This is a genomic window from Dietzia sp. NPDC055877, assembly GCF_053615975.1.
Map to the genome: position 1 here is coordinate 28,355 of NZ_JBSHCV010000015.1, position 18,005 is coordinate 46,359.

The 18,005-nt window shown below is 70.6% G+C and carries 19 protein-coding genes; 9 read left to right on the forward strand and 10 right to left on the reverse strand.

Annotated features, from left to right (window positions below):
• Window positions 1-66: 66 nt before the first annotated feature.
• On the forward strand, window positions 67-2,073 hold the full coding sequence (locus ACWGLC_RS13875; protein WP_452100439.1) for a M13 family metallopeptidase: 2,007 nt from the start codon (window positions 67-69) through the stop codon (window positions 2,071-2,073).
• Between the two features lie 44 nt (window positions 2,074-2,117).
• Here the strand turns inward: ACWGLC_RS13875 and ACWGLC_RS13880 are convergent, their stop codons facing one another.
• Window positions 2,118-2,795 (reverse strand): Crp/Fnr family transcriptional regulator, encoded by a 678-nt coding sequence (locus tag ACWGLC_RS13880; RefSeq protein WP_452100440.1) that lies wholly within the window; start codon window positions 2,793-2,795, stop codon window positions 2,118-2,120.
• A gap of 117 nt (window positions 2,796-2,912) precedes the next feature.
• Between ACWGLC_RS13880 and ctaD the strand changes: the two genes are divergently transcribed.
• The 5 genes from ctaD to ACWGLC_RS13905 are packed head-to-tail and all read left to right on the forward strand — an operon-like array spanning window position 2,913 to window position 8,778.
• The gene (gene ctaD, locus ACWGLC_RS13885) at window positions 2,913-4,667 is read left to right on the forward strand and encodes an aa3-type cytochrome oxidase subunit I (RefSeq protein ID WP_452100441.1); all 1,755 of its coding nucleotides are present in this window, start codon (window positions 2,913-2,915) and stop codon (window positions 4,665-4,667) included.
• 41 nt (window positions 4,668-4,708) lie between these two features.
• Window positions 4,709-5,785, forward strand: a complete 1,077-nt coding sequence (locus ACWGLC_RS13890; protein WP_452100442.1) for an NAD(P)H-dependent amine dehydrogenase family protein — start codon at window positions 4,709-4,711, stop codon at window positions 5,783-5,785.
• Window positions 5,782-6,768 (forward strand): esterase/lipase family protein, encoded by a 987-nt coding sequence (locus ACWGLC_RS13895; RefSeq protein ID WP_452100443.1) that lies wholly within the window; start codon window positions 5,782-5,784, stop codon window positions 6,766-6,768. Before ACWGLC_RS13890 ends, ACWGLC_RS13895 begins: the two co-directional genes overlap by 4 nt.
• A gap of 52 nt (window positions 6,769-6,820) precedes the next feature.
• Window positions 6,821-7,816 (forward strand): esterase/lipase family protein, encoded by a 996-nt coding sequence (locus tag ACWGLC_RS13900; RefSeq protein ID WP_452100444.1) that lies wholly within the window; start codon window positions 6,821-6,823, stop codon window positions 7,814-7,816.
• Window positions 7,813-8,778: an esterase/lipase family protein gene (locus ACWGLC_RS13905; protein WP_452100445.1), complete on the forward strand. Its 966-nt coding sequence runs from the start codon at window positions 7,813-7,815 to the stop codon at window positions 8,776-8,778. Before ACWGLC_RS13900 ends, ACWGLC_RS13905 begins: the two co-directional genes overlap by 4 nt.
• Before the next feature lie 17 nt (window positions 8,779-8,795).
• Here ACWGLC_RS13905 and ACWGLC_RS13910 read toward each other — a convergent pair whose 3' ends face one another.
• The 3 genes from ACWGLC_RS13910 to ACWGLC_RS13920 all read right to left on the reverse strand — a co-directional run bounded on the left by ACWGLC_RS13910 (window position 8,796) and on the right by ACWGLC_RS13920 (window position 12,032).
• Window positions 8,796-9,716 carry a L,D-transpeptidase gene (locus ACWGLC_RS13910; protein ID WP_452100446.1) on the reverse strand — a complete coding sequence of 307 codons (921 nt, stop codon included), beginning with the start codon at window positions 9,714-9,716 and terminating at the stop codon, window positions 8,796-8,798.
• Between the two features lie 593 nt (window positions 9,717-10,309).
• Window positions 10,310-11,077: a TSUP family transporter gene (locus ACWGLC_RS13915; protein WP_452100447.1), complete on the reverse strand. Its 768-nt coding sequence runs from the start codon at window positions 11,075-11,077 to the stop codon at window positions 10,310-10,312.
• A 52-nt stretch (window positions 11,078-11,129) separates the two neighbouring features.
• Window positions 11,130-12,032, reverse strand: a complete 903-nt coding sequence (locus tag ACWGLC_RS13920; RefSeq protein ID WP_452100448.1) for a hypothetical protein — start codon at window positions 12,030-12,032, stop codon at window positions 11,130-11,132.
• Window positions 12,033-12,185: 153 nt separating this feature from the next.
• Here ACWGLC_RS13920 and ACWGLC_RS13925 point away from each other — a divergent pair, with 153 nt between their 5' ends.
• Window positions 12,186-12,764, forward strand: a complete 579-nt coding sequence (locus ACWGLC_RS13925; protein WP_452100449.1) for a DUF1990 family protein — start codon at window positions 12,186-12,188, stop codon at window positions 12,762-12,764.
• Here the strand turns inward: ACWGLC_RS13925 and ACWGLC_RS13930 are convergent.
• Window positions 12,744-13,358 carry a TetR family transcriptional regulator gene (locus tag ACWGLC_RS13930; RefSeq protein WP_452100450.1) on the reverse strand — a complete coding sequence of 205 codons (615 nt, stop codon included), beginning with the start codon at window positions 13,356-13,358 and terminating at the stop codon, window positions 12,744-12,746. The two genes, ACWGLC_RS13925 and ACWGLC_RS13930, sit on opposite strands and share 21 nt — an antisense overlap.
• A 78-nt stretch (window positions 13,359-13,436) precedes the next feature.
• Between ACWGLC_RS13930 and ACWGLC_RS13935 the strand changes: the two genes are divergently transcribed.
• On the forward strand, window positions 13,437-13,982 hold the full coding sequence (locus ACWGLC_RS13935; protein WP_452100451.1) for a DUF2020 domain-containing protein: 546 nt from the start codon (window positions 13,437-13,439) through the stop codon (window positions 13,980-13,982).
• 10 nt (window positions 13,983-13,992) lie between these two features.
• On the opposite strand, the gene ACWGLC_RS13940 is transcribed toward ACWGLC_RS13935, so the two are convergent.
• From ACWGLC_RS13940 to ACWGLC_RS13960, 5 genes are all read right to left on the reverse strand, one after another.
• The gene (locus tag ACWGLC_RS13940) at window positions 13,993-14,595 is read right to left on the reverse strand and encodes a TetR/AcrR family transcriptional regulator (RefSeq protein ID WP_452100452.1); all 603 of its coding nucleotides are present in this window, start codon (window positions 14,593-14,595) and stop codon (window positions 13,993-13,995) included.
• Window positions 14,596-14,709: 114 nt separating this feature from the next.
• A complete protein-coding gene (locus ACWGLC_RS13945) occupies window positions 14,710-14,976 on the reverse strand; it encodes an antitoxin (RefSeq protein WP_452100453.1) in 267 nt (88 codons plus the stop codon).
• A gap of 101 nt (window positions 14,977-15,077) precedes the next feature.
• Entirely contained in the window at window positions 15,078-15,356 is a 279-nt protein-coding gene (locus ACWGLC_RS13950) for a GlsB/YeaQ/YmgE family stress response membrane protein (RefSeq protein WP_230930571.1), read from the reverse strand.
• 157 nt (window positions 15,357-15,513) lie between these two features.
• Window positions 15,514-15,831 carry a GNAT family N-acetyltransferase gene (locus tag ACWGLC_RS13955; RefSeq protein WP_452100454.1) on the reverse strand — a complete coding sequence of 106 codons (318 nt, stop codon included), beginning with the start codon at window positions 15,829-15,831 and terminating at the stop codon, window positions 15,514-15,516.
• Window positions 15,828-16,724 (reverse strand): universal stress protein, encoded by an 897-nt coding sequence (locus ACWGLC_RS13960; protein WP_452100455.1) that lies wholly within the window; start codon window positions 16,722-16,724, stop codon window positions 15,828-15,830. Before ACWGLC_RS13960 ends, ACWGLC_RS13955 begins: the two co-directional genes overlap by 4 nt.
• A 252-nt stretch (window positions 16,725-16,976) precedes the next feature.
• Between ACWGLC_RS13960 and ACWGLC_RS13965 the strand changes: the two genes are divergently transcribed.
• Window positions 16,977-17,954 (forward strand): pseudouridine synthase, encoded by a 978-nt coding sequence (locus ACWGLC_RS13965; protein ID WP_452100456.1) that lies wholly within the window; start codon window positions 16,977-16,979, stop codon window positions 17,952-17,954.
• Window positions 17,955-18,005 lie beyond the last annotated feature (51 nt).

Below are 18,005 nucleotides of genomic sequence, written 5' to 3' on the forward strand. Positions count from 1 at the left end.
CTGAGCCCTGAGTCCTGAGCCCTGAGTCCGGCCCGCCAGATCCGCGCGTTTCCGTAACCTGGTCGCATGACTGCGACCGAGAACCCCACCACCGACACCCAGCGCCCCTCCGGCCTGGATCTCCGGTACATCAACACCGACGTGCGGTCCCAGGACGACCTGTACCAGCACGTCAACGGCACCTGGATCCGCGACCACGTGATCCCCGCCGACCGTCCCATCGACGGCGCGTTCCTCGCCCTGCGTGACCTGTCCGAGGAGCGAGTGCGCGACATCATCACCGACGCCGCCGTAGACTCGCAGATCGGCGCCTTCTACGCCTCCTTCATGGACACCGACGCGGTCGAGGCCGCGGGCGTGGCGGCGCTCGCCCCCGACCTGGCGGAGATCGACGCCGCCACCGACGCCACCTCGCTGGCGTTGGCCATGGCACGCCTCGAGCGGGCCGGCATCGGCGGTCTGATTGGGGCCTACGTCAACAACGACGCCAAGAACTCCAGCGAGTACATCCTCTACCTGGTTCAGAACGGAATCGGGCTGCCGGACGAGTCCTACTACCGGGAGGAGCAGTACGGGCCGATCCGCGAGCAGTACACCGAGCACATCGCGCGGATGCTCGAACTGGCCAGCCTCGCCGGCGCCGGGGACGCCCGCGCGCGTGCCGAGCGGATCGTCGCCCTGGAGACCCGCATCGCCGCCGCGCACTGGGACGTGGTGGCCCGCCGCGACGCCGACAAGACGTACAACCCCGTCACCTGGGACGAGTTGCCCGCGCTGGCGCCCGGCTTCCCGTGGCACGAGTGGGCGCGCGAGGTCGGCGGCACAGAGGAGACCTTCGGCCGCCTGGTGGCCATGCAGCCCGACTTCCTCACCGCGGTGGCCGAACTCTGGGCCGGCGAGCCGCTCGAGACGTGGACCGAGTGGCTGCGCTGGCGGGTCGTCAGTTCGCGCGCCCCGTACCTGACCTCGGACCTGGTGGACGAGAACTTCCGCTTCTACGGCACCGCGATGTCGGGCACCGAGGAGATCAAGGCGCGCTGGAAGCGCGGCGTCGGCGCGGTCGAGGCGGCCCTCGGTGAGGAGGTGGGCAGGGAGTACGTGTCCCGCCACTTCCCGCCCGGGCACAAGGCGCGGATGGAGGAGCTCGTCGCCAACCTCACCGCCGCCTACCGCTACTCGATCAGCCGGCTGCCGTGGATGACCCCCGCAACCCAGGAGCGGGCGCTGGCCAAGCTCGAGGCGTTCGTGCCCAAGATCGGCTACCCCGACGAGTGGCGTGACTACTCGGCGCTCGAGGTGAAGGCCGACGACCTCCTCGGCAACGTCCGGCGCTCCGCGCGGTTCGAGCACGACTACGAGCTCGGCAAGCTCGGCGGCCCGGTCGACCGCGGTGAGTGGCACATGACGCCGCAGACGGTCAACGCCTACTACAACCCGGTCATGAACGAGATCGTGTTCCCCGCCGCGATCCTGCAGCCGCCGTTCTTCGACGCCGACGCCGACGACGCCGCCAACTACGGGGCGATCGGTGCGGTGATCGGGCACGAGATCGGCCACGGCTTCGACGACCAGGGATCGAAGTACGACGGCGAGGGGAACCTCGTCGACTGGTGGACCGACGCGGACCGGTCCGCCTTCAGCATCCGCGTGGACAAGCTGATCGCCCAGTACGAGGGCCTCACCCCCGACGGCCTGGACCCGGAGAAGGACCACGTCAACGGTGCCTTCACGGTGGGCGAGAACATCGGTGACCTCGGCGGGCTGACGATCGCCCTGCTGGCCTACCGGCTGGCACAGAGCGTCGACGGCGAGCCCGTGCAGGGCACCGACGTGGGCCCGGAGATCGACGGCCTCACCGGGATCCAGCGGCTCATCGCCTCGTGGGCGATCGTGTGGCGCACCAAGACCCGAGCCGAGGAGGCCGCCCGCCGGCTGGCGGTGGACCCCCACTCGCCGCCGGAGTTCCGCTGCAACCAGGTCGTCAAGAATCTCGACGACTTCCACGAGTCCTTCGGCGTGGTCGAGGGCGACGGCATGTGGATGGCCCCGGAGGAGCGCGTCAGCATCTGGTGATCCGGTGATCTGGTGAGGCGGGCGCCACGCGGTGGCCGGGCCGGTCAGTAGCGCGCGAGGAGTTCCTCGTCGAGCGTGAACTCCCGGTGCGCCCCGCGGCTGATCGCCCCGGAGTCCATGAGTTCGCGCAGGCGTCGGCTCAGCGTCTCCGGGGTGGTGCCCAGGTACGAGGCGAGGTCGATCTGCGTCAGCGGCAGCTGCACCGAGGTGCGGCCGTCCCCGCCCCGGCGCCGCGGCAGGGACAGCAGGTAGGACACCACCCGGGTCGCCACGTCCTCCGACGTGAGCGAGACCAACAGGTGCTCGCTCTCGGCGGTCTTCCGGGCCAGCGCCATGGTGATGGCGCGCTGGAGGGCCGGGTGGCGGTCGGCGATCGTCCGCAGGTCATCGAAGCGGATCTCGGTCAGCGTCGAGTCCTCGCCGGCTTCGACGAGGTAACGCGCGGCGCTGTCCAGGGCGAGCTCCACCAACCCGTAGTGATCACCCGGCCCGATGATCCGCACGATCCGGCGGCGGCCGGCCCTGTCGCTGCGCACCACGTGCAGGGAGCCGGCGGTGACGAGGAGCAGTCGGGTCGCCGGCCCGCCGACTGTCTGCAGTACCGTCCCGGCCTCGACCTCGACGGTGTGCGCGACGGCCGCCAGTTGCTGGCGGCCCTCCGCGTCGAGGGCCGCGACGAGGTCGAACTGGCCGGTGAGGCCGTCGCGGCGGGAGCTGGGCATGTGTCGAGTATCGCCGCCGGCATGAGGTCTGGCCAGTAGTAGAGAAATTGACGTCGGTCAATGCGGAGACGCAGGCGTGCGCCTAGCGTCGGCAGCAGGTCGTCTCAAGGGAGTGCCATGTCATCAACGCTTGCCCCGTCGAGTCGAGCAGTCGGCGGGGGTGGTGCACCTGTTGCCGCTCCGCGCCAGGGGCAGACGCCCTGGCAGATGCTCACCACCACCGATCACAAGCAGATCGGCGTGATGTACGTCGTGGTGTGCTTCATCTTCTTCTTCATCGGCGGTCTGATGGCGCTGCTCCTACGCGCCGAGCTCTTCTTCCCGGGAATGCAGTTCCTGGCGAACGAGCAGTACAACCAGCTGTTCACCATGCACGGCACGGTGATGCTGCTGTTCTATGCCACCCCGATCGTGATCGGCATCGGCAACTACGTGATGCCGCTGCAGATCGGCGCCCCGGACGTGGCGTTCCCACGGTTGAACGCCTTCGGTTTCTGGCTGTTCACGTTCGGCGGGATCATCGCGCTCTCCGGGTTCCTCACGCCCGGTGGCGCGGCCGCGTTCGGCTGGACCATGTACATGCCGCTGGCGGACAAGATCCACTCGCCGAACGTCGGTGCGGAGCTCTGGATCCTCGGGGTGGCGATCGGCGGGATCGGCACCATCCTCGGCGCCGTCAACTTCATCACCACCATCGTCTGCCTGCGTGCCCCGGGCATGACGATGTTCCGGATGCCCATCTTCACGTGGAACCTGCTCATCACCTCGGTGCTGATCCTGCTCATCTTCCCGTTGCTCACCGCCGCCGCGATGGGCGTCTTCTACGACCGGACATTCGGCGGGCGCATCTACTCGGCAGGCAACGGCGGGGCCATCCTGTGGCAGCACCTGTTCTGGTTCTTCGGCCACCCCGAGGTGTACGTGGTGGCGTTGCCGTTCTTCGGCATCGTCTCCGAGGTCTTCCCCGTGTTCTCGCGTAAGCCGCTGTTCGGCTACGCCGGCCTGGTGTTCGCGACCCTCGCGATCGCCGCGCTGTCGATGGCGGTGTGGGCGCACCACATGTTCGCCACCGGGGCCGTTCTGCTGCCGTTCTTCTCGTTCATGTCGTATCTCATCGCCGTGCCGACGGGCGTGAAGTTCTTCAACTGGATCGGCACCATGTGGAAGGGCAAGCTCACCTTCGAGACGCCGATGCTGTTCGCGCTGGGCTTCCTGGTGACGTTCTTGTTCGGCGGCCTGACCGGCATCATGATGGCCTCCGCGCCGATCGACTTCCACATCCACGACTCGTACTTCATCGTGGCGCACTTCCACTACACGCTGTTCGGGACGATCGTGTTCGCCACCTTCTCCGGCGTCTACTTCTGGTTCCCCAAGGTCACCGGGCGGATGTACGACGAACGGCTGGGCAAGCTGCACTTCTGGCTGATGTTCATCGGCTTCCACACCACGTTCCTGGTCCAGCACTGGCTGGGGAACCAGGGCATGCCGCGGCGCTACGCCGACTACCTGGCGAGCGACAACTTCACCGTCCTCAACCAGATCTCGACCGTCGGCTCGTTCATCCTGGGTATCGCGATGCTGCCGTTCATCTGGAACATGATCAAGAGCTGGCGGTACGGCGAGATCGTGACCGTCGACGATCCGTGGGGCGCGGGCAACTCGCTCGAGTGGGCCACCTCCTGCCCGCCGCCGCGTCACAACTTCGAGACGCTGCCCCGCATCCGCTCGGAGCGCCCCGCCTTCGAGTTGCACTACCCGGAGATGTCGGAGCGGATGCGCGCCGAATCCCACGTCGGCGGCCGGCGGAAGTCCCACGATCCGCACTCGTCCAAGGACATGGCCGAGCGCGGGCCGTCGCCCAACAGGTGAAACAGGTTCTACCGGCGGCGGTGCGCGGTTAGGGTCCACCCATGACGATTCGCGTTGTGGAGTGGTCGACCGGGTACCTGGGGCGGATGGCGGTCGAGGCGATCCACGCCCGGCCCGAACTCGAGTTGGTGGGCGTGTTCGTCTCCGACCCGGCCAAGGTCGGGGTCGACGCCGGACGGCTGGCCGGGCTGGACCGCGACCTCGGGGTCGTCGCAACCGATGACCGCGCGGCGCTGCTCGCACTGAAGCCGGACGCGGTGCTCTACACGGCCGAGACCGAGACCCGGTTCATGGGCGGGATCGAGGACTTCGCCGAGTTCCTGCGCGCCGGGATCAACGTGGTGGCTTCCGGGCCGGTGCTGTTGCAATACCCGCACGGGACTATCCCCGAAGAGATGATCACCGCGCTCGCGGACGCGGGCCGCGAGGGCGGCGCGACGTTGCACGTCAACGGCATCGACCCGGGCTTTGCCAACGATGTGCTGCCCCTGGTCATGACGAGTCTGTCCCGGCGGATCGACCTGATCCGCGTGGGCGAGATCGCGGACTACTCCGTGTATCACCAGGGCGAGACCATGCGGCGTCTGTTCGGATTCGGACAGTCCATGGAGACCCTGCCACCGCTGCTGCGGCCGGGCATGCTCGCCGCGGGCTGGGGTTCGGTGGTCCGTCAGCTCGCAGCCGCGCTGGAGGTGACCCTGGACGAGCCGCTGGTCGAGCGGCACGAGCGGCTCGCGGCCGATCGTGACCTGTCGCTGCTGGCGTGTGAGGTGCCCGCCGGGTCGCAGGCGGCCCTGCGGTTCGAGGTGGTGGGGCAGGTCGACGGCGAGGACCGCATCATCCTCGAGCATGTCACCCGCACCGCGCACGATCAGGCGCCCGACTGGCCGCGGCCCGACCACGGCGACGGTTGCTACCGCGTGGAGATCTCCGGCCAGCCGGAGATGCGGGTGGAGTTCACCCACCACGATGCCCACGGCGACCACAACGTCTCCGGCATGCTCATCACCGCCATGCGACTGGTCAACTCGATCGAGGCCGTGGCCGCGGCGGAGCCTGGCCTGGTCTACGCAAAGGACCTGCCGGTGATCACCGGCCGTGGCTTAATGGCCAGATGAAGATCCTCTCCAGCGCAGGGGCGGTAGTGGCCGCCGCGCTCCTCGTGCTCGCCGGCGCGGCAGCCGCCCCCGCGGCCCCGGCCCCGACCCCCGCGGCTGCCCCGGCTACGGATCCGGCGGCGCGGGCCCCGATCCCGGTGCCGACTTCGTTCGCCGAGGGTGTCGCGGGTGCGCTGAATTCGCCGGGCGGTCAGCTGCCCGGCGCCAACGACTGGTCCTGCCGGCCCTCGGCGGACAAGCCTCGTCCCGTGGTGCTGGTGCACGGCACCGCGGGTGGGGCCGTGACCAACTGGGGGACCTACGGCCCGCTGTTGCACAACGAGGGCTACTGCGTGTTCGCGCTGACCTACGGGGCCCTGCCGGGGCAGCCGTGGCCGATCAGCGAACTCGGTGGGCTGGCGGACATCCTCGAGGTGTCGGTTCCGCAGGTCGGCGGGTTCGTGGATCGCGTGCTCGAGGCCACGGGGGCCGAGCAGGTGGACCTGGTGGGCCACTCGCAGGGCACCCTCGTCTCCGGTCTGGTGGCCAAGGTCGGCCGCCCGGGGCGCGTGCACGCGGTGGCCTCGCTCGCGCCCCTCTGGGACAACTCGGAATCGGAGGCACTGGAGGGATTGGAGTCCGTGCCCGGGCTCCTGGACCAGGTCAACCGGGTCCTGCCGCCCGCGTTGAGCCAGATGGGCCCGGACTCGGCGGCGTCCCAGGCGCTGTGGGAGGGCGGCACTCCGTACGCGCCCGGCGTGCGTTACCTCAACGTGGTGACGCGCTACGACCAGTTGGTCACCCCGTACACCGCCGGGATCGTCGAGGGGCCGCTGGCCACGAACGTGGTCCTGCAGGACGGCTGCGAGGAGAACCGGTCCGAACACACGGCGATCGTCGCTGACGGTCGTGCGGCAGACCTGGTCCTCGCTTCGCTCGATCCGGCGACGCCCCGCGAACCCCGCTGTGAGTCGACAGTGGAACGGGCGCCGGGCGGTTCGTGAGCTGTCCCGGTTATCCAGGTCAGATGTCGTACGGCCGTGGCTTAATAGGCGCATGACAATCCTGCGCGCCGCTTGCACTCTCCTCGCCGCCGTGACGCTCGCAGTGTCCGGGGCGGGCGCCGCCACTGCCCAGCCTGCCGCAGCCCAGCCCGCCACCGACCCATCGATGCGGGCCCCGCTGCCCGTTCCGTACTCGTTCTTCACCGGCGCCGCCCAGGCGCTCACCGCCCCGGGGTCCGAACTGCCGGGGGCCAACGACTGGTCGTGCCGCCCCACCCCGGACAAACCCAGGCCGGTCGTGCTGGTGCACGGTACCTCCGGCGGGGCGGTGACAAACTGGGCCACCTACGGTCCGCTGCTGCACAACGAGGGGTATTGCGTCTACACCCTGACTTACGGCGCCCTGCCCGGTCAGCCGTGGCCGGTGAGCCTGCTCGGCGGGCTGGCGGACATCACCGAGGTCTCGGTGCCCCAGGTCAGTGAGTTCCTCGACCGAGTCCTGGAATCGACCGGAGCCGAGCAAGTGGATCTGATCGGTCATTCGCAGGGCACTCTCGTCTCGGGTCTGGTGGCCAAGGTCGGTCGGCCGGGCAAGATCAACACGGTCGCGTCGATCGCACCGTTGTGGGAGGGCTCCCGCGGGACCGGATCCGGGGCGATCGGCACCGCGCTGGCCAGCGGGGATCGCGGACGGGCGGAGGAGATCGCGCCGTCGCTCGGTCAGATGGCCGCGGGTTCGGACATGCTCGAGACCCTGTGGGCCGGTGGCAGTCCGTACGCCTCGGGCGTGAACTACCTCAACCTGGTGACCGTCCACGAGCAGGTGGTTCAGCCGTTCACCTCAGGGATCGTGGAGGGGTCGAACGCCGCCAACGTGATCATCCAGGAGGGTTGCGAGCAGAACCACGCCGAGCATCTGGGCATCGCGGCGGACGGCCGCACCGCCGACTTCATTCTCAACGCCCTCGACCCGGCCAATCCGCGTGAACCCCGTTGCGAGGCAGTGGCTCCGTACGTGGGACCGATCCCATCGCTGCCGGGCTCGTGAACCGCTCTGCGATCGCTGACCTGCTCGCGGCGGCAGCCCTCGTCGTCGTCACCCCCGGGCTCGCGGCGGCTGCCCCCACATCCCCGACACCCTCACCGCCGACACCCACCGCCGACCATGTCCCGTGGCGGTGGTGGGACGGCGCGGCGTATCAACTCACGCACGGCCTGGCCGACCCGCCCGCCCTGAACCGCGACGACTGCCGCCCGACCGCAGAGCGCCCGCACCCGGTGATCCTCGTCCACGGCACCGGGCTCAACGGCGGCAACTCGTGGGCGACCATCGGCACGGCGCTGGCCGCGGAGGGTTTCTGCGTGTGGGCGCCCACCGTCGGGGCGCCCGAGGGTATGGGCTCGACGGGAGGACTCGACTCGTTGACGGGGGCGTCGGCGCCGCAACTGGCCTCCGAGATCGACCGCGTGCGGGGGCTCACCGGCGCCGACCGGGTCGACCTCGTGGGGCACTCGCAGGGGGCGATCGTGGCGTCGTTCGTCGCGGCGACCGTCCGTGCGGACGCGGTGCACACCGTGGTCACGCTCGGCGCGGACCCGGCGAAATCGGGGGAGGGGCCGCCGGAGTTCGTCACCGCGATGCTCGGGGTGCTGTCCGCGGAGACCACGCGACGCGACGCCGAGGCGACCCTGGCGTGGCTGGGCGATGAGGGCGTGCCGTTCGCGCGCGGGGTGCGGTACGTGGCGGTGTCCTCGGATTACGACGAGCTCACCGGGCCCGTCGTGGCGCCGATCGTCCCGGACTGGGTGGACCTGCAGGTCGTGCGCCTGCAGGACGGGTGCGAGGCCGACCGCTCGGGGCACCTGACCGTGCTCGCCTCACCGCGCGCCGCGGACCTGGTGGCCGACGCGCTCGCCCCGGCGGAAGGTGCGCCCGCCGAAGCGCACCCACCGCGATGTGTGGCCGCCGACCAGGTGCTGGGGGTCCTGGCGCCGGTGCCACCGCGGTAGCGGTCGCCCGGTGCTCGTCAGTAGTTCCAGTCGCCCTGCCCGTCGAAGGCGCCGAACTGCTTGCCCGGGCCATTGATGACGATGAACGGATCCCCGTTGCCGGTGTTCTCGTAGTACCAGGCCGCGTCCTCGGGGCTGATGTTGATGCAACCGTGCGAGACGTTGCGCGCGCCCTGGTCCGCGACGGACCACGGGGCGGAGTGGATGAAGATACCGTCGTAGCTCAGTCGCACCCCGTCGTTGACCACGGTGTCGTAGCCGCCGGCATCCTGGGCCAGGCCCCACGTCGCGGAGTCCATGTGGACCTCGCGGGCGCGCCAGCCGTTGTAGTAGATGCCGTTGTGCGTGGGGTAGGCGTCGCGGCCGGCGGAGGCCTTCATGACGCGCTCGACCACGCCGTTGCGGGTGACGGTGACCTCGTGGGTGTTGTCGTCGTAGGTGGACACCACGGCGTCGCCGGTACGGAAGGTGTGTTCCGCGCCGCCCGCCCAGACGGTGACGGCGGTGGCGGCCGGCCAGAACTCGTGCGGCCGCCAGCGCAGCTCCGTGTCGCCGACCCAGTAGAACTTGCCCTCGACGCCGGGCGTGGTGCGGATCCCCACCGCCGCCTCGGCGGCCGCGCGGTCCGCGACGGGGCGGTCGAAGGTGATCATGACCGGTTGCGCCACGCCGACGGTCTCGTCGCGGGTGGGGTAGACCGAGGCGACCTGCGCCTCGATCGACGGCCGCTGGGGGGCCAGGGCGGGGACCGTCAGGACGGGCAGTCCGGGCATGAGGAAGGTGGGTAGGGGCGCTGTCTCCATGCCGACCGCGCCGGCCGAGCCGGAGGAGCCGAAGCCGCCGGCGAGTGACTGTGCGGAGGCGGCGGGGGAGAGTCCGACGACGACGAGACCGGCGGCGGCAAGGACGGCGGCGGTCGAACGGGTGCGGCGGTGCATCGATCTCCTCGGGGCGCGTGCCGCGGGCGGGCGGCGGTGTTCGGGGAAGGCGATCCGAGACGGCCGGCGTTCAGTACTTAGAAACACTAATCACACCAGTCACTCAGATAACTTGCGTAACACTACCGCGAATCCGGGTGCCGTGTACATCCCGCGGGCGCTGCGGCGATACGGGCGCGGTGGCGCCCGGTCCGGCGCGGCGCGAAACCCTGCCATCGTTTGTTGGCATCGACGCGGAGGGAAGTGCAGGTAGATGCCGCGAGAGGTGTTACTGACCGAAAGTCAGTAGAATAATCGCAGTTCACCGGCTTGATCGCGCTGTGGGCGCAACATATAGTCCAATCAGTCACCAACCGAGGGAGGTGGCGAGGTGAAGGACTGGTTGAGGGACCACGACTTCACGCTGAGGGGCCGGTCATACGGACCGGAGCACCTGGGGGGGTGCTGGCCCGCGGCCGGACAGGCATGCGAGGCGGCGTGAGCGCGCGATGCGCGATCCGCCGAATACGGGAACGGCGTCGGAAGCTGAGGGGCTCCGACGCCGTTTCTCTAGTTGGCCTCCAGCCCGCCTCTAACTCTCGAGAGACGCGAAGCTAGATGATCCCGGCAGCATGCCCGAGCCCCCGCCCGAGGAGCAGGACAGCGCCGGCGGTGACCACCACGACGGCAACCCTGCGGCCCGCCTCTGCGGAGACCCGCCGGGCCAGGACTCCTCCCAGGAGGACGCCGAGCGGCACCATCGCCACGATGAGGCCGATGACGATCATCGGTGGGAGCTCGGAAATGGGCGCGGCGCCGACGCCGATCTTGGTGATCACGGACGTGGCGCCCATGGTGCAGAAAATCGGTTGAAGGGTCGCGGCAAAGGACCGCTGTCTCCAACCAGTCGCCTGCGCGTAGACCAGCATCGCGGGAGCGGCCACCCCCACCGCGGTGTTGAGGAACCCTCCGGCGGTGCCGGCCACCGCAGCAGGGAAAGGGCCGCTGACCTGCGGGATGCGCGCGATCGACGTCATGAGAAGCGTGCCCAGCAACGCCGCCCCGATGATGATCTCGAGCCAGCTGCGATCGACGGCGCCGACCAGGAGTGCGCCGGGCACGGACCCCACGACGATCAGGGGCGCGAGACGGCGATACCGACGCCAGTCGATGTCGCGACGCAGCATGATCGCGATGAAAGCAGCGGAAAAAGTGGTGGTCACGTTGGTCAGCAGGACTCCGGCGACGGGCCCGAGGATCAGCGACAGGGTCGGCGCCACCACGAGCCCGACCCCCATCCCGCTGACCCGCTGCAGTACCGTGCCGAGGACGACGGACACCGCCGCGACGATCAGAAGGGGTGGACCGATGTCGCCGAGCATGGAATACAGCATTCCAGGTGCGTTGGTCCGTGCTGCCGGCGGTGCGCGCCGCTCAGGCCAGGATCTGACGGGCGACCCGGTGTAGGCCGGCCAGCGCCTCGGCCTCCGCCTCCGGGCTGCGAGCGGTCTCCGGCTGGGCCAACGTGATGTGCCACAGGTAGTCGCCGGTGACGAGGATCGTGTGCACCTCCACGCCGCCGCCGGTCGGCGCGGCGAGGCAATCGATGAAGGCGGTCGCCAGCGGTGGCGAGACGGGGCCCGGTGCGCCGGGTGCGGCGGGTGGCGCCCCCTCGACGGTGGCGGCCAGTGTGCCGCGGACCTCCGAGCACGCGTAGCGCGCGCCGAGCATCAGCGGCTGTCCGGCGAGCGCCGCCTCCGCTCCGCCCTGCGGCTCGACGACGCCGGCGGCGAAGGTGTCCGGCACGATGCCCGGCTCGAAGGCTGGCGGGGCGGGGGCTTCCGTGGTGGCGGTCGTGGTGGTCGCGCCGAGGTTCCAGGGGTCGGTCTCGTCGGCACCGTCGGTGCCGTCCAGGTCGTCGGTGCCATCAAGGCCGTCGGAGTCGTCCGGGTCGTCGAGATTGTCGTCGGAACCTGTGCCCGTCGCGGCCTCGGCTCGATCGGGCGAGCCCGGGCCACCGTAGGTACAGATCAGGCCCAGGTCGCCGGAGCCGGTCGGCTCCACGTCGGGCATCTCGGCATCGGTGAGCGTGATGACCTCGGCGGTCGTCAGGTCGAGCATCTCGCAGGCGTTGAGTCGCTCGTTGGCGGAACCGCTGCTCGCGATCATCGCCTCGGCGGCGTCCATCTGCAGGTTCGGGGTGAGTCGCGGCGGGCCGGACTCCGCCTCGTCGCCGAGACCCGAGCAGCCGGCGAGCGTCAGCGCGGCCACGGCGGCCAGCGCTCCGGTGACGCCGCGGGACGGGGACGGCGAAGTCGAACGCAGCGAGGAACGCATGTCCCCGATCCTACGGCGCGGGGTCGCGGGTCCCGCCTCCGCTCCTGCCCGCCACCCGGACGGGCCGACTCTGTGATCGGCGTCACCGTCTTGACGTCCGACGTTCACCGAGAGTGTGCCGTCCGCTCAACTGGTCTGGTGAGACTGCATGTCGTGGAGCCGATTTCTGACACCGTCACCGGGCGAGACCGCCGACCGGCGCAGCTGGGTGGCCGGGCGCTCGGCTATCAGCGTTCGATCCTCGCCGGTCCCGGTCGATGTCACGCCCCCGAGGGCTGGGCGGAGATCTCCCTGACGTCCCGGCTCGGCGAGGGGACGGCCCTGTTCGACGTCACCTCCGACGACCTCCTCGGCCTGGACGCCCACTGCCGTGCCGGGTTCCGGCTGGTCGGGGCAGACCGGGGCCTGCCGTCGGACGTCGACCTGCTGGACGGGCCCATGCGTGGCCCCTGCCGGGTGGTCGACAGGACCGACGAGTCGCTGCGGCAGGGGCTCGTCGTCGGCACCCTCGAGGGCAACCCCGCGGTGGCCGAGCACCGCTGCCACGTCGATCTGGATCCGGACACCGGCGCCGTGACGGCGACGGTCCGCACCACGTGGCGCCCCGGTTCGGCCTACGTCCTGCCCGGCGCCGGACGTCGCGAGGCGCGGGCGTACCGGCGGATGGGGCAGCGGCTCGTGCGCGCGCTCGGGGCCTGCCGGGCGCCGGGATCAGGAGTCGTCGGGCCGTAGGATCACCGCATCGGTGACGGCGTCGAACGACTCGTCGATCAGGTTCTCCAGCAGCGCCCCGGATTCGTCGGTGCGCCACCGCTCCACGGCGACCCGCAGGATCGCGATGGAGGCCGCCGCCACCGTGGCCGCCTCGACCGAGTCGGGGGCCAGACCCTCCCGCTGGCACACCAGCTGGGCGAGCCGGCCCTCCAGCCGCGCGAACAGCGCGTGCATCTCGGTCTGGATGCCCGGTTCGTGCCGCCAGAGGTCGTGGAAGCGGTCGAACTCGGGGGACTCGCGCCGGGCCGTCGACACCTGGTTCCACATCAACCGCGACAGCGCCGTCATGGTGGGCACCGACCGGTCCGACAGAAACAGCTGCACCGCCTCGGGTTCGGCGGGCGGCACGTAGGGGATGCACGCGGCGACCTTGGACGGGAAGTAGTTGAAGAACGTACGCCGGGAGACGTTCGCGGCGCGCGCGATCTCGTCGACGGTGACGTCGTCGAGCCCGCGTTCGAGCACCAGGTCGAGCGCCACGCCGCTGATGCGGACCCGCACCGCGCGGCGGCGGCTCATGCCCGGCGGGCCGGAGGACTCGGTGCTGCTCATCTCGGCCCTCCTGTCCGTACCTCGTGTGATCGACTGCCGTCGATGTTACGGAGCGGCCTCCGCCCTATCCTGGCTGGCATGACCACTCGCACCGCCGCCGCCCTCGCGTCAGCCTCCGTGGCGCTCCTCGCCGTGCTCGCCGGATGCGGTGGGACGGGCTCCGATCAGGAGACCGGCACCATCAGGACCGAACCGCTGCCGGCCCCGGAGCGGGAACTGCCGCCGGTCCAGCCGGCTGCTGCCGCGGACTGCCCGTACCTGTCGGTGGCCGAGGCGGCGGAGACGGGCGCCGCCCCGGTCACCGAGGTGCGGATCGACGAGAGTATCGACCCGGCCGCCTGCTTCTTCTACGGGACGGACGGCTCCGTGGTCCTCACGACCACCGTCTATACGGTCGACTCCGCCGAGCGGGCGCGCGAGCTGGTGGCCGAGTCCGCGCCTGAGGACACGGCCGAGGAGGCCACCGCCGACGGTGGCTGGGCCGGCGCCCGCACCGGGGGCGCGGCCGGCGCGCTGGTCGTGCTGTCCCGGGGCGACCAGCTGCTGGCGGTGCAGACGGTCAACGAGGAGGCCGGCCCGGCGCAGCAGGTGGCCGAGCTGGTCGGCCCCCGCCTCGCGCAGTGACCGGCCCGGGTCAGATGGGGTCGGTGATCATGCCCAGGATCAGCTCGGCCATGCTTCGGGCGGTCATGGACGTGGTCTGGACCTCGCCCAGCATCGCGGCGGTGACGGCACCGTCGTGGAGCAGCGCCAACCGGTCCGCGAGGTCGGCGATGTTGTCCGGGTCCTGCAGGCCCATCCCGGCCAGCTCGGCGCGCAGGGTCTCGGCGACCCAGGCGCGCTGGTCGGCGACCGCGGCACGGATCGAGCGCTCGCCGTCGGTGTCGGGGCTGGGGAACTCGATCGCGGCCGCGATGTGGCAGGAGCCGGGGGTGGCGGGCTCGACCCGCTCGCGGATGATGTCGAACAGGGCCAGGACGCGGCCCCGGGCATCGGGCGAGCGGTCGGCGCGGCGTCGCCACAGCACCCGGTCCCGCTCGGCCACCGATCGTAGGTAGGCCACCACGAGCTCGTCCTTGGACCCGTACGTGTTGTAGAGGCTGGCCTTGGCCACGCCCGCCTCGCGCAGGATCCGGTCGATGCCCACGGCCCGGATCCCGTCGGTGGAGAACAGACGGGTCGCCGTGGCCAGGAGCCGCTCCCGCGGCCCGGGCTTGGTCGACCGTGTACTCGTCACGGGTTACAGACTATCGGCTGTGACCACCGACACCGCAGGGCCGGTGCCGCGTGGAGCGGGCGCCGGCCCCGAAGATCTGGCAACGGGTGCTCGAAGGGTGTCGAGCCGTGCCGGTCAGGCCGGCGGGCGACCCCCCTGCTCGGGGCCGGGATCGGGGGTGGGGGTGCCGTCCGGCGCGTCGGGCACCTCGGGGGCGTCGGCAGTGCGTCCGGTGAGGAACTCGCCGGCCTTCTCCTGCACGCGGTCCGTGTGCTGGGCGTGCTTACCGCCGGTCTTCCTGTCGAACATGTCGCCGGCCTTGTCGATGACCGAGTCCACCTTGTCCGGGTTCTTGCCTGCGAGTTCCTTGGCCTTGGCCAGGCCCTTGTCGAGAAATCCCATGTCGGAGTCCTTCCTGCCTTCCTGCCTGGGGGCCAGCGGCCCGGCTCCGCGTGGGAGGCCGGGCCGCTGGATCGTACGGGTTCGTGAGGGTTGTGGTGGGGTCAGACCTTGGTGCGCCCGCGGCCCTTGACGGCCGCGACCACCCAGATCAGCAGACACGCGCCGATGATCGCCGCGATGAAGCCCCACAGCGAGAAGGCCTCCGGCATGCCGCCACCCCCGGTGATCAGCGAGACGATAAGGCCTACGACGAACGCGCCGACGATTCCGGCGACAACGTTGGCGACGAATCCCATCTGGGCGTTCCGGCCCATGATCATGGACGCGATCCAGCCGGCGATTCCACCGACGATGATCCAGGAGATGATGCTCCACAGCATGGTGGTTGTCCTTTCCGAGAGTCGTTCTCGGCCCAGGGGTGGGCCGCTCACTCAGGAGAACACGATCCGGCCACGGACGCTTCCGGTCCACTCCACTGTGCGGTTAAACGTCGCTCATCCGTTACCGCGCCGTGTCCGGCTGTGGGCCCGGCGCTGCTCAGGCGAGGTCGGCCGAGTCCGGGTGTTTCTCGATGTACCGGGCGACGAACGAGCAGGCGGGATTCACGCGGAGCCCCTTGCCCCTCGTCTGCTGTAGGGCCTCGCCGATCATCCGGCCGGCCAGACCGCGACCGCCGAACTCGGTGGCCACGACGGTGTGCGGGAAGGTGCGCACCCCGGAGGCCGTGCCGGTCCCGGGCGCGTCCTGATAGTCGGCGAACCCGGCCACCACGTCGTCGACCAGGATCTCGAAGCGGCCGGCGACCTCGTCCTCACGGACCCGGATGTCCTCGGCGCTGCCGGGGTCCCCGCTCATTCGTGGGCCTCCGGACGGACGACCATCACGGGACACGGCGCGGCCTGGAGCAGCGCGCGGGACGTCGAGCCCAGGACCATGCCGGCGAAGCCGCCACGCCCGTGGGATCCGACGACGACGAGCTGTGCCCCTTCGGACTGCTCGACCAGGGCGCGGACCGCGCGGTCCCGGGTCACGTAGCGGGTGACGTTCACGTCCGGGAAGCGGTCGGCGAAGCCGGCCAGCCGTTCGGCCAGCGTCTGGTGCTGCTGCTCCTCGAGTTGGCTCCAGTCGTCGTCCGTGAGGGCGATCCCGGCGGCCGCGGCCTGGACCTGCGGGTCCATCCAGGTGTGGACGGCGATCAACTCGGCGCCGCGGGCCGAGGCCTCGGCGAACGCCCAGTCGGTGGCCCGGGCACTGATCTCGGAGCCGTCGATACCCACCACGACGGGGCCGGTGCTGTCCGGCTGATCGGTGTCCGTGCGGGTCACCACCACCGGGCAGAACGCGTGGCTGGCGACGGCCGCGGAGACCGAGCCCAGGACCATGCCCTTGATGCCGCCCAGGCCGCGGGAGCCCAGGACGATGAGCTTGGCCTTGCGCGAGTAGTCGATGAGCACCTGTGCGGGGTTGCCCTCGACCACGGCGTGGCCGATCTGGATCTCCGGAGCGATCTTCTGTGCGGTGGCCCTGGCGCTCTCGATGATCGGGTGGCACTCGCGCTCGAGCTCGTCGTAGACGGGCTGGGGCGGCACCATGCCCTCGGCGAACATGGCCGCCGGCATGGTGTAACTCGTGACGAGCAGCAGCGGGATGCCACGGGTGGCGGCGGTGTTGGCGGCGTAGGCGACTGCGCCGGTGGACGCAGCAGAGCCGTCGACACCGACTACAACGGTGTTCTCGAGGGAAGCCATGCCGTCAGCGTACCGCCGGGATCGGCCTGCGGAAGCGGCTTGGCGAAGGGTGGGCGAACGGGGTTACGCCGCCTCGGGGAACGGGGCGTTCGACGGGTAGGCGAGGTTGAAGCTGCCCTGGAACGCGGGCAGGATCGCGCGGCCCGGGCCGAACAGGAAGAAGTCGACGACGGCGTCGATCATGGTTGCTCCTGGTGCTGAAGTGATAGATGAGGCGCAGGTGAGTGTAACGCACGGATTAGGCTCGGGGGTATGTCCAGTTCTGGTTCCCGGCGCAGCCGCCGGCCGCTGCCCCTGCGCGACGGCGTCGACCCGGTCCGCATCCGGCTCGCCGACCCCGGCCAGGGGCCCCGCAGCATCCCCGAGGAACTGCGGCGCCGCTTCCCCGACCGGCTCGCCGAGCTCGAGGCTGCACTGGCCGCGGGTGAGGTCGTCACCGCCGACGGCAGCCCCGTCACCGGCGAGACCAGGCGCCACCGGGGGATGGACGTGTGGATGTACCGGACCCCCGGGCCCGAGACCGAGGTGCCCTTCGACCTCGTGGTGCTGCACCGGGATGACCGCCTCGTCGTCGTCGACAAACCGCATTTCCTCGCCACCACGCCGCGCGCCGGGCACGTCACCGAGACCGCACTGGTGCGGCTCCGCCGCGACCATCACGGACTCGGCGACCTGGCGCCCGCGCACCGCCTCGACCGGCTCACCGCCGGCGTGCTGGTGTTCACCGCCGACCCCGCGCACCGCGGCGCCTACCAGGAACTCTTCGCCGCCCGCCGCGTCGACAAGACCTACCTCGCCGTGGCGCCGGCGCCGGACGGCACGCCCGAGGTGCGCGAGCGGTCCAGCCGGATCGTCAAGACGCGCGGCATCCTCCAGGCCGCCGAGGTCGACGGCGAGGCCGACGCACACACGCGCATCACGCTGCTGGACGCCCGTGACGGACTGGGCCTCTACCGCCTCGAGCCCACCACCGGCCGCACCCACCAGCTCCGCGTGCACATGAACGCCCTGGGTACGCCGATCCTCGGCGACGACCTGTACCCCGACGTGCTCGAGGTGACCCCCGGCGACTTCACCCGCCCGCTGCAGCTGCTGGCGGAATCGATCGCGTTCACCGATCCCGTCTCCGGCGAGCGGCGCAGGTTCACCACCCGTCGCACACTGGAGCAGTGGCCGACCGCGCCCGATGAGCCCGAGCCCGATCAGGGTGGAAACCAGGGCCATCCCTGATCCGTCCCGGTCCCCGGATGCTGCATGCTTTAGTCGACCACCACCTTGCGA

What these genes read in the sequence shown, in the direction of transcription:
- ACWGLC_RS13875 (WP_452100439.1), top strand. Translation starts at nt 67, where the DNA reads ATGACTGCGACCGAGAACCCCACCACCGACACCCAGCGCCCCTCCGGC.
- ACWGLC_RS13880 (WP_452100440.1), bottom strand. Translation starts at nt 2,795, where the DNA reads ATGCCCAGCTCCCGCCGCGACGGCCTCACCGGCCAGTTCGACCTCGTC.
- ctaD (WP_452100441.1), top strand. Translation starts at nt 2,913, where the DNA reads ATGTCATCAACGCTTGCCCCGTCGAGTCGAGCAGTCGGCGGGGGTGGT.
- ACWGLC_RS13890 (WP_452100442.1), top strand. Translation starts at nt 4,709, where the DNA reads ATGACGATTCGCGTTGTGGAGTGGTCGACCGGGTACCTGGGGCGGATG.
- ACWGLC_RS13895 (WP_452100443.1), top strand. Translation starts at nt 5,782, where the DNA reads ATGAAGATCCTCTCCAGCGCAGGGGCGGTAGTGGCCGCCGCGCTCCTC.
- ACWGLC_RS13900 (WP_452100444.1), top strand. Translation starts at nt 6,821, where the DNA reads ATGACAATCCTGCGCGCCGCTTGCACTCTCCTCGCCGCCGTGACGCTC.
- ACWGLC_RS13910 (WP_452100446.1), bottom strand. Translation starts at nt 9,716, where the DNA reads ATGCACCGCCGCACCCGTTCGACCGCCGCCGTCCTTGCCGCCGCCGGT.
- ACWGLC_RS13915 (WP_452100447.1), bottom strand. Translation starts at nt 11,077, where the DNA reads ATGCTCGGCGACATCGGTCCACCCCTTCTGATCGTCGCGGCGGTGTCC.
- ACWGLC_RS13920 (WP_452100448.1), bottom strand. Translation starts at nt 12,032, where the DNA reads ATGCGTTCCTCGCTGCGTTCGACTTCGCCGTCCCCGTCCCGCGGCGTC.
- ACWGLC_RS13930 (WP_452100450.1), bottom strand. Translation starts at nt 13,358, where the DNA reads ATGAGCAGCACCGAGTCCTCCGGCCCGCCGGGCATGAGCCGCCGCCGC.
- ACWGLC_RS13935 (WP_452100451.1), top strand. Translation starts at nt 13,437, where the DNA reads ATGACCACTCGCACCGCCGCCGCCCTCGCGTCAGCCTCCGTGGCGCTC.
- ACWGLC_RS13945 (WP_452100453.1), bottom strand. Translation starts at nt 14,976, where the DNA reads ATGGGATTTCTCGACAAGGGCCTGGCCAAGGCCAAGGAACTCGCAGGC.
- ACWGLC_RS13950 (WP_230930571.1), bottom strand. Translation starts at nt 15,356, where the DNA reads ATGCTGTGGAGCATCATCTCCTGGATCATCGTCGGTGGAATCGCCGGC.
- ACWGLC_RS13955 (WP_452100454.1), bottom strand. Translation starts at nt 15,831, where the DNA reads ATGAGCGGGGACCCCGGCAGCGCCGAGGACATCCGGGTCCGTGAGGAC.
- ACWGLC_RS13960 (WP_452100455.1), bottom strand. Translation starts at nt 16,724, where the DNA reads ATGGCTTCCCTCGAGAACACCGTTGTAGTCGGTGTCGACGGCTCTGCT.
- ACWGLC_RS13965 (WP_452100456.1), top strand. Translation starts at nt 16,977, where the DNA reads ATGTCCAGTTCTGGTTCCCGGCGCAGCCGCCGGCCGCTGCCCCTGCGC.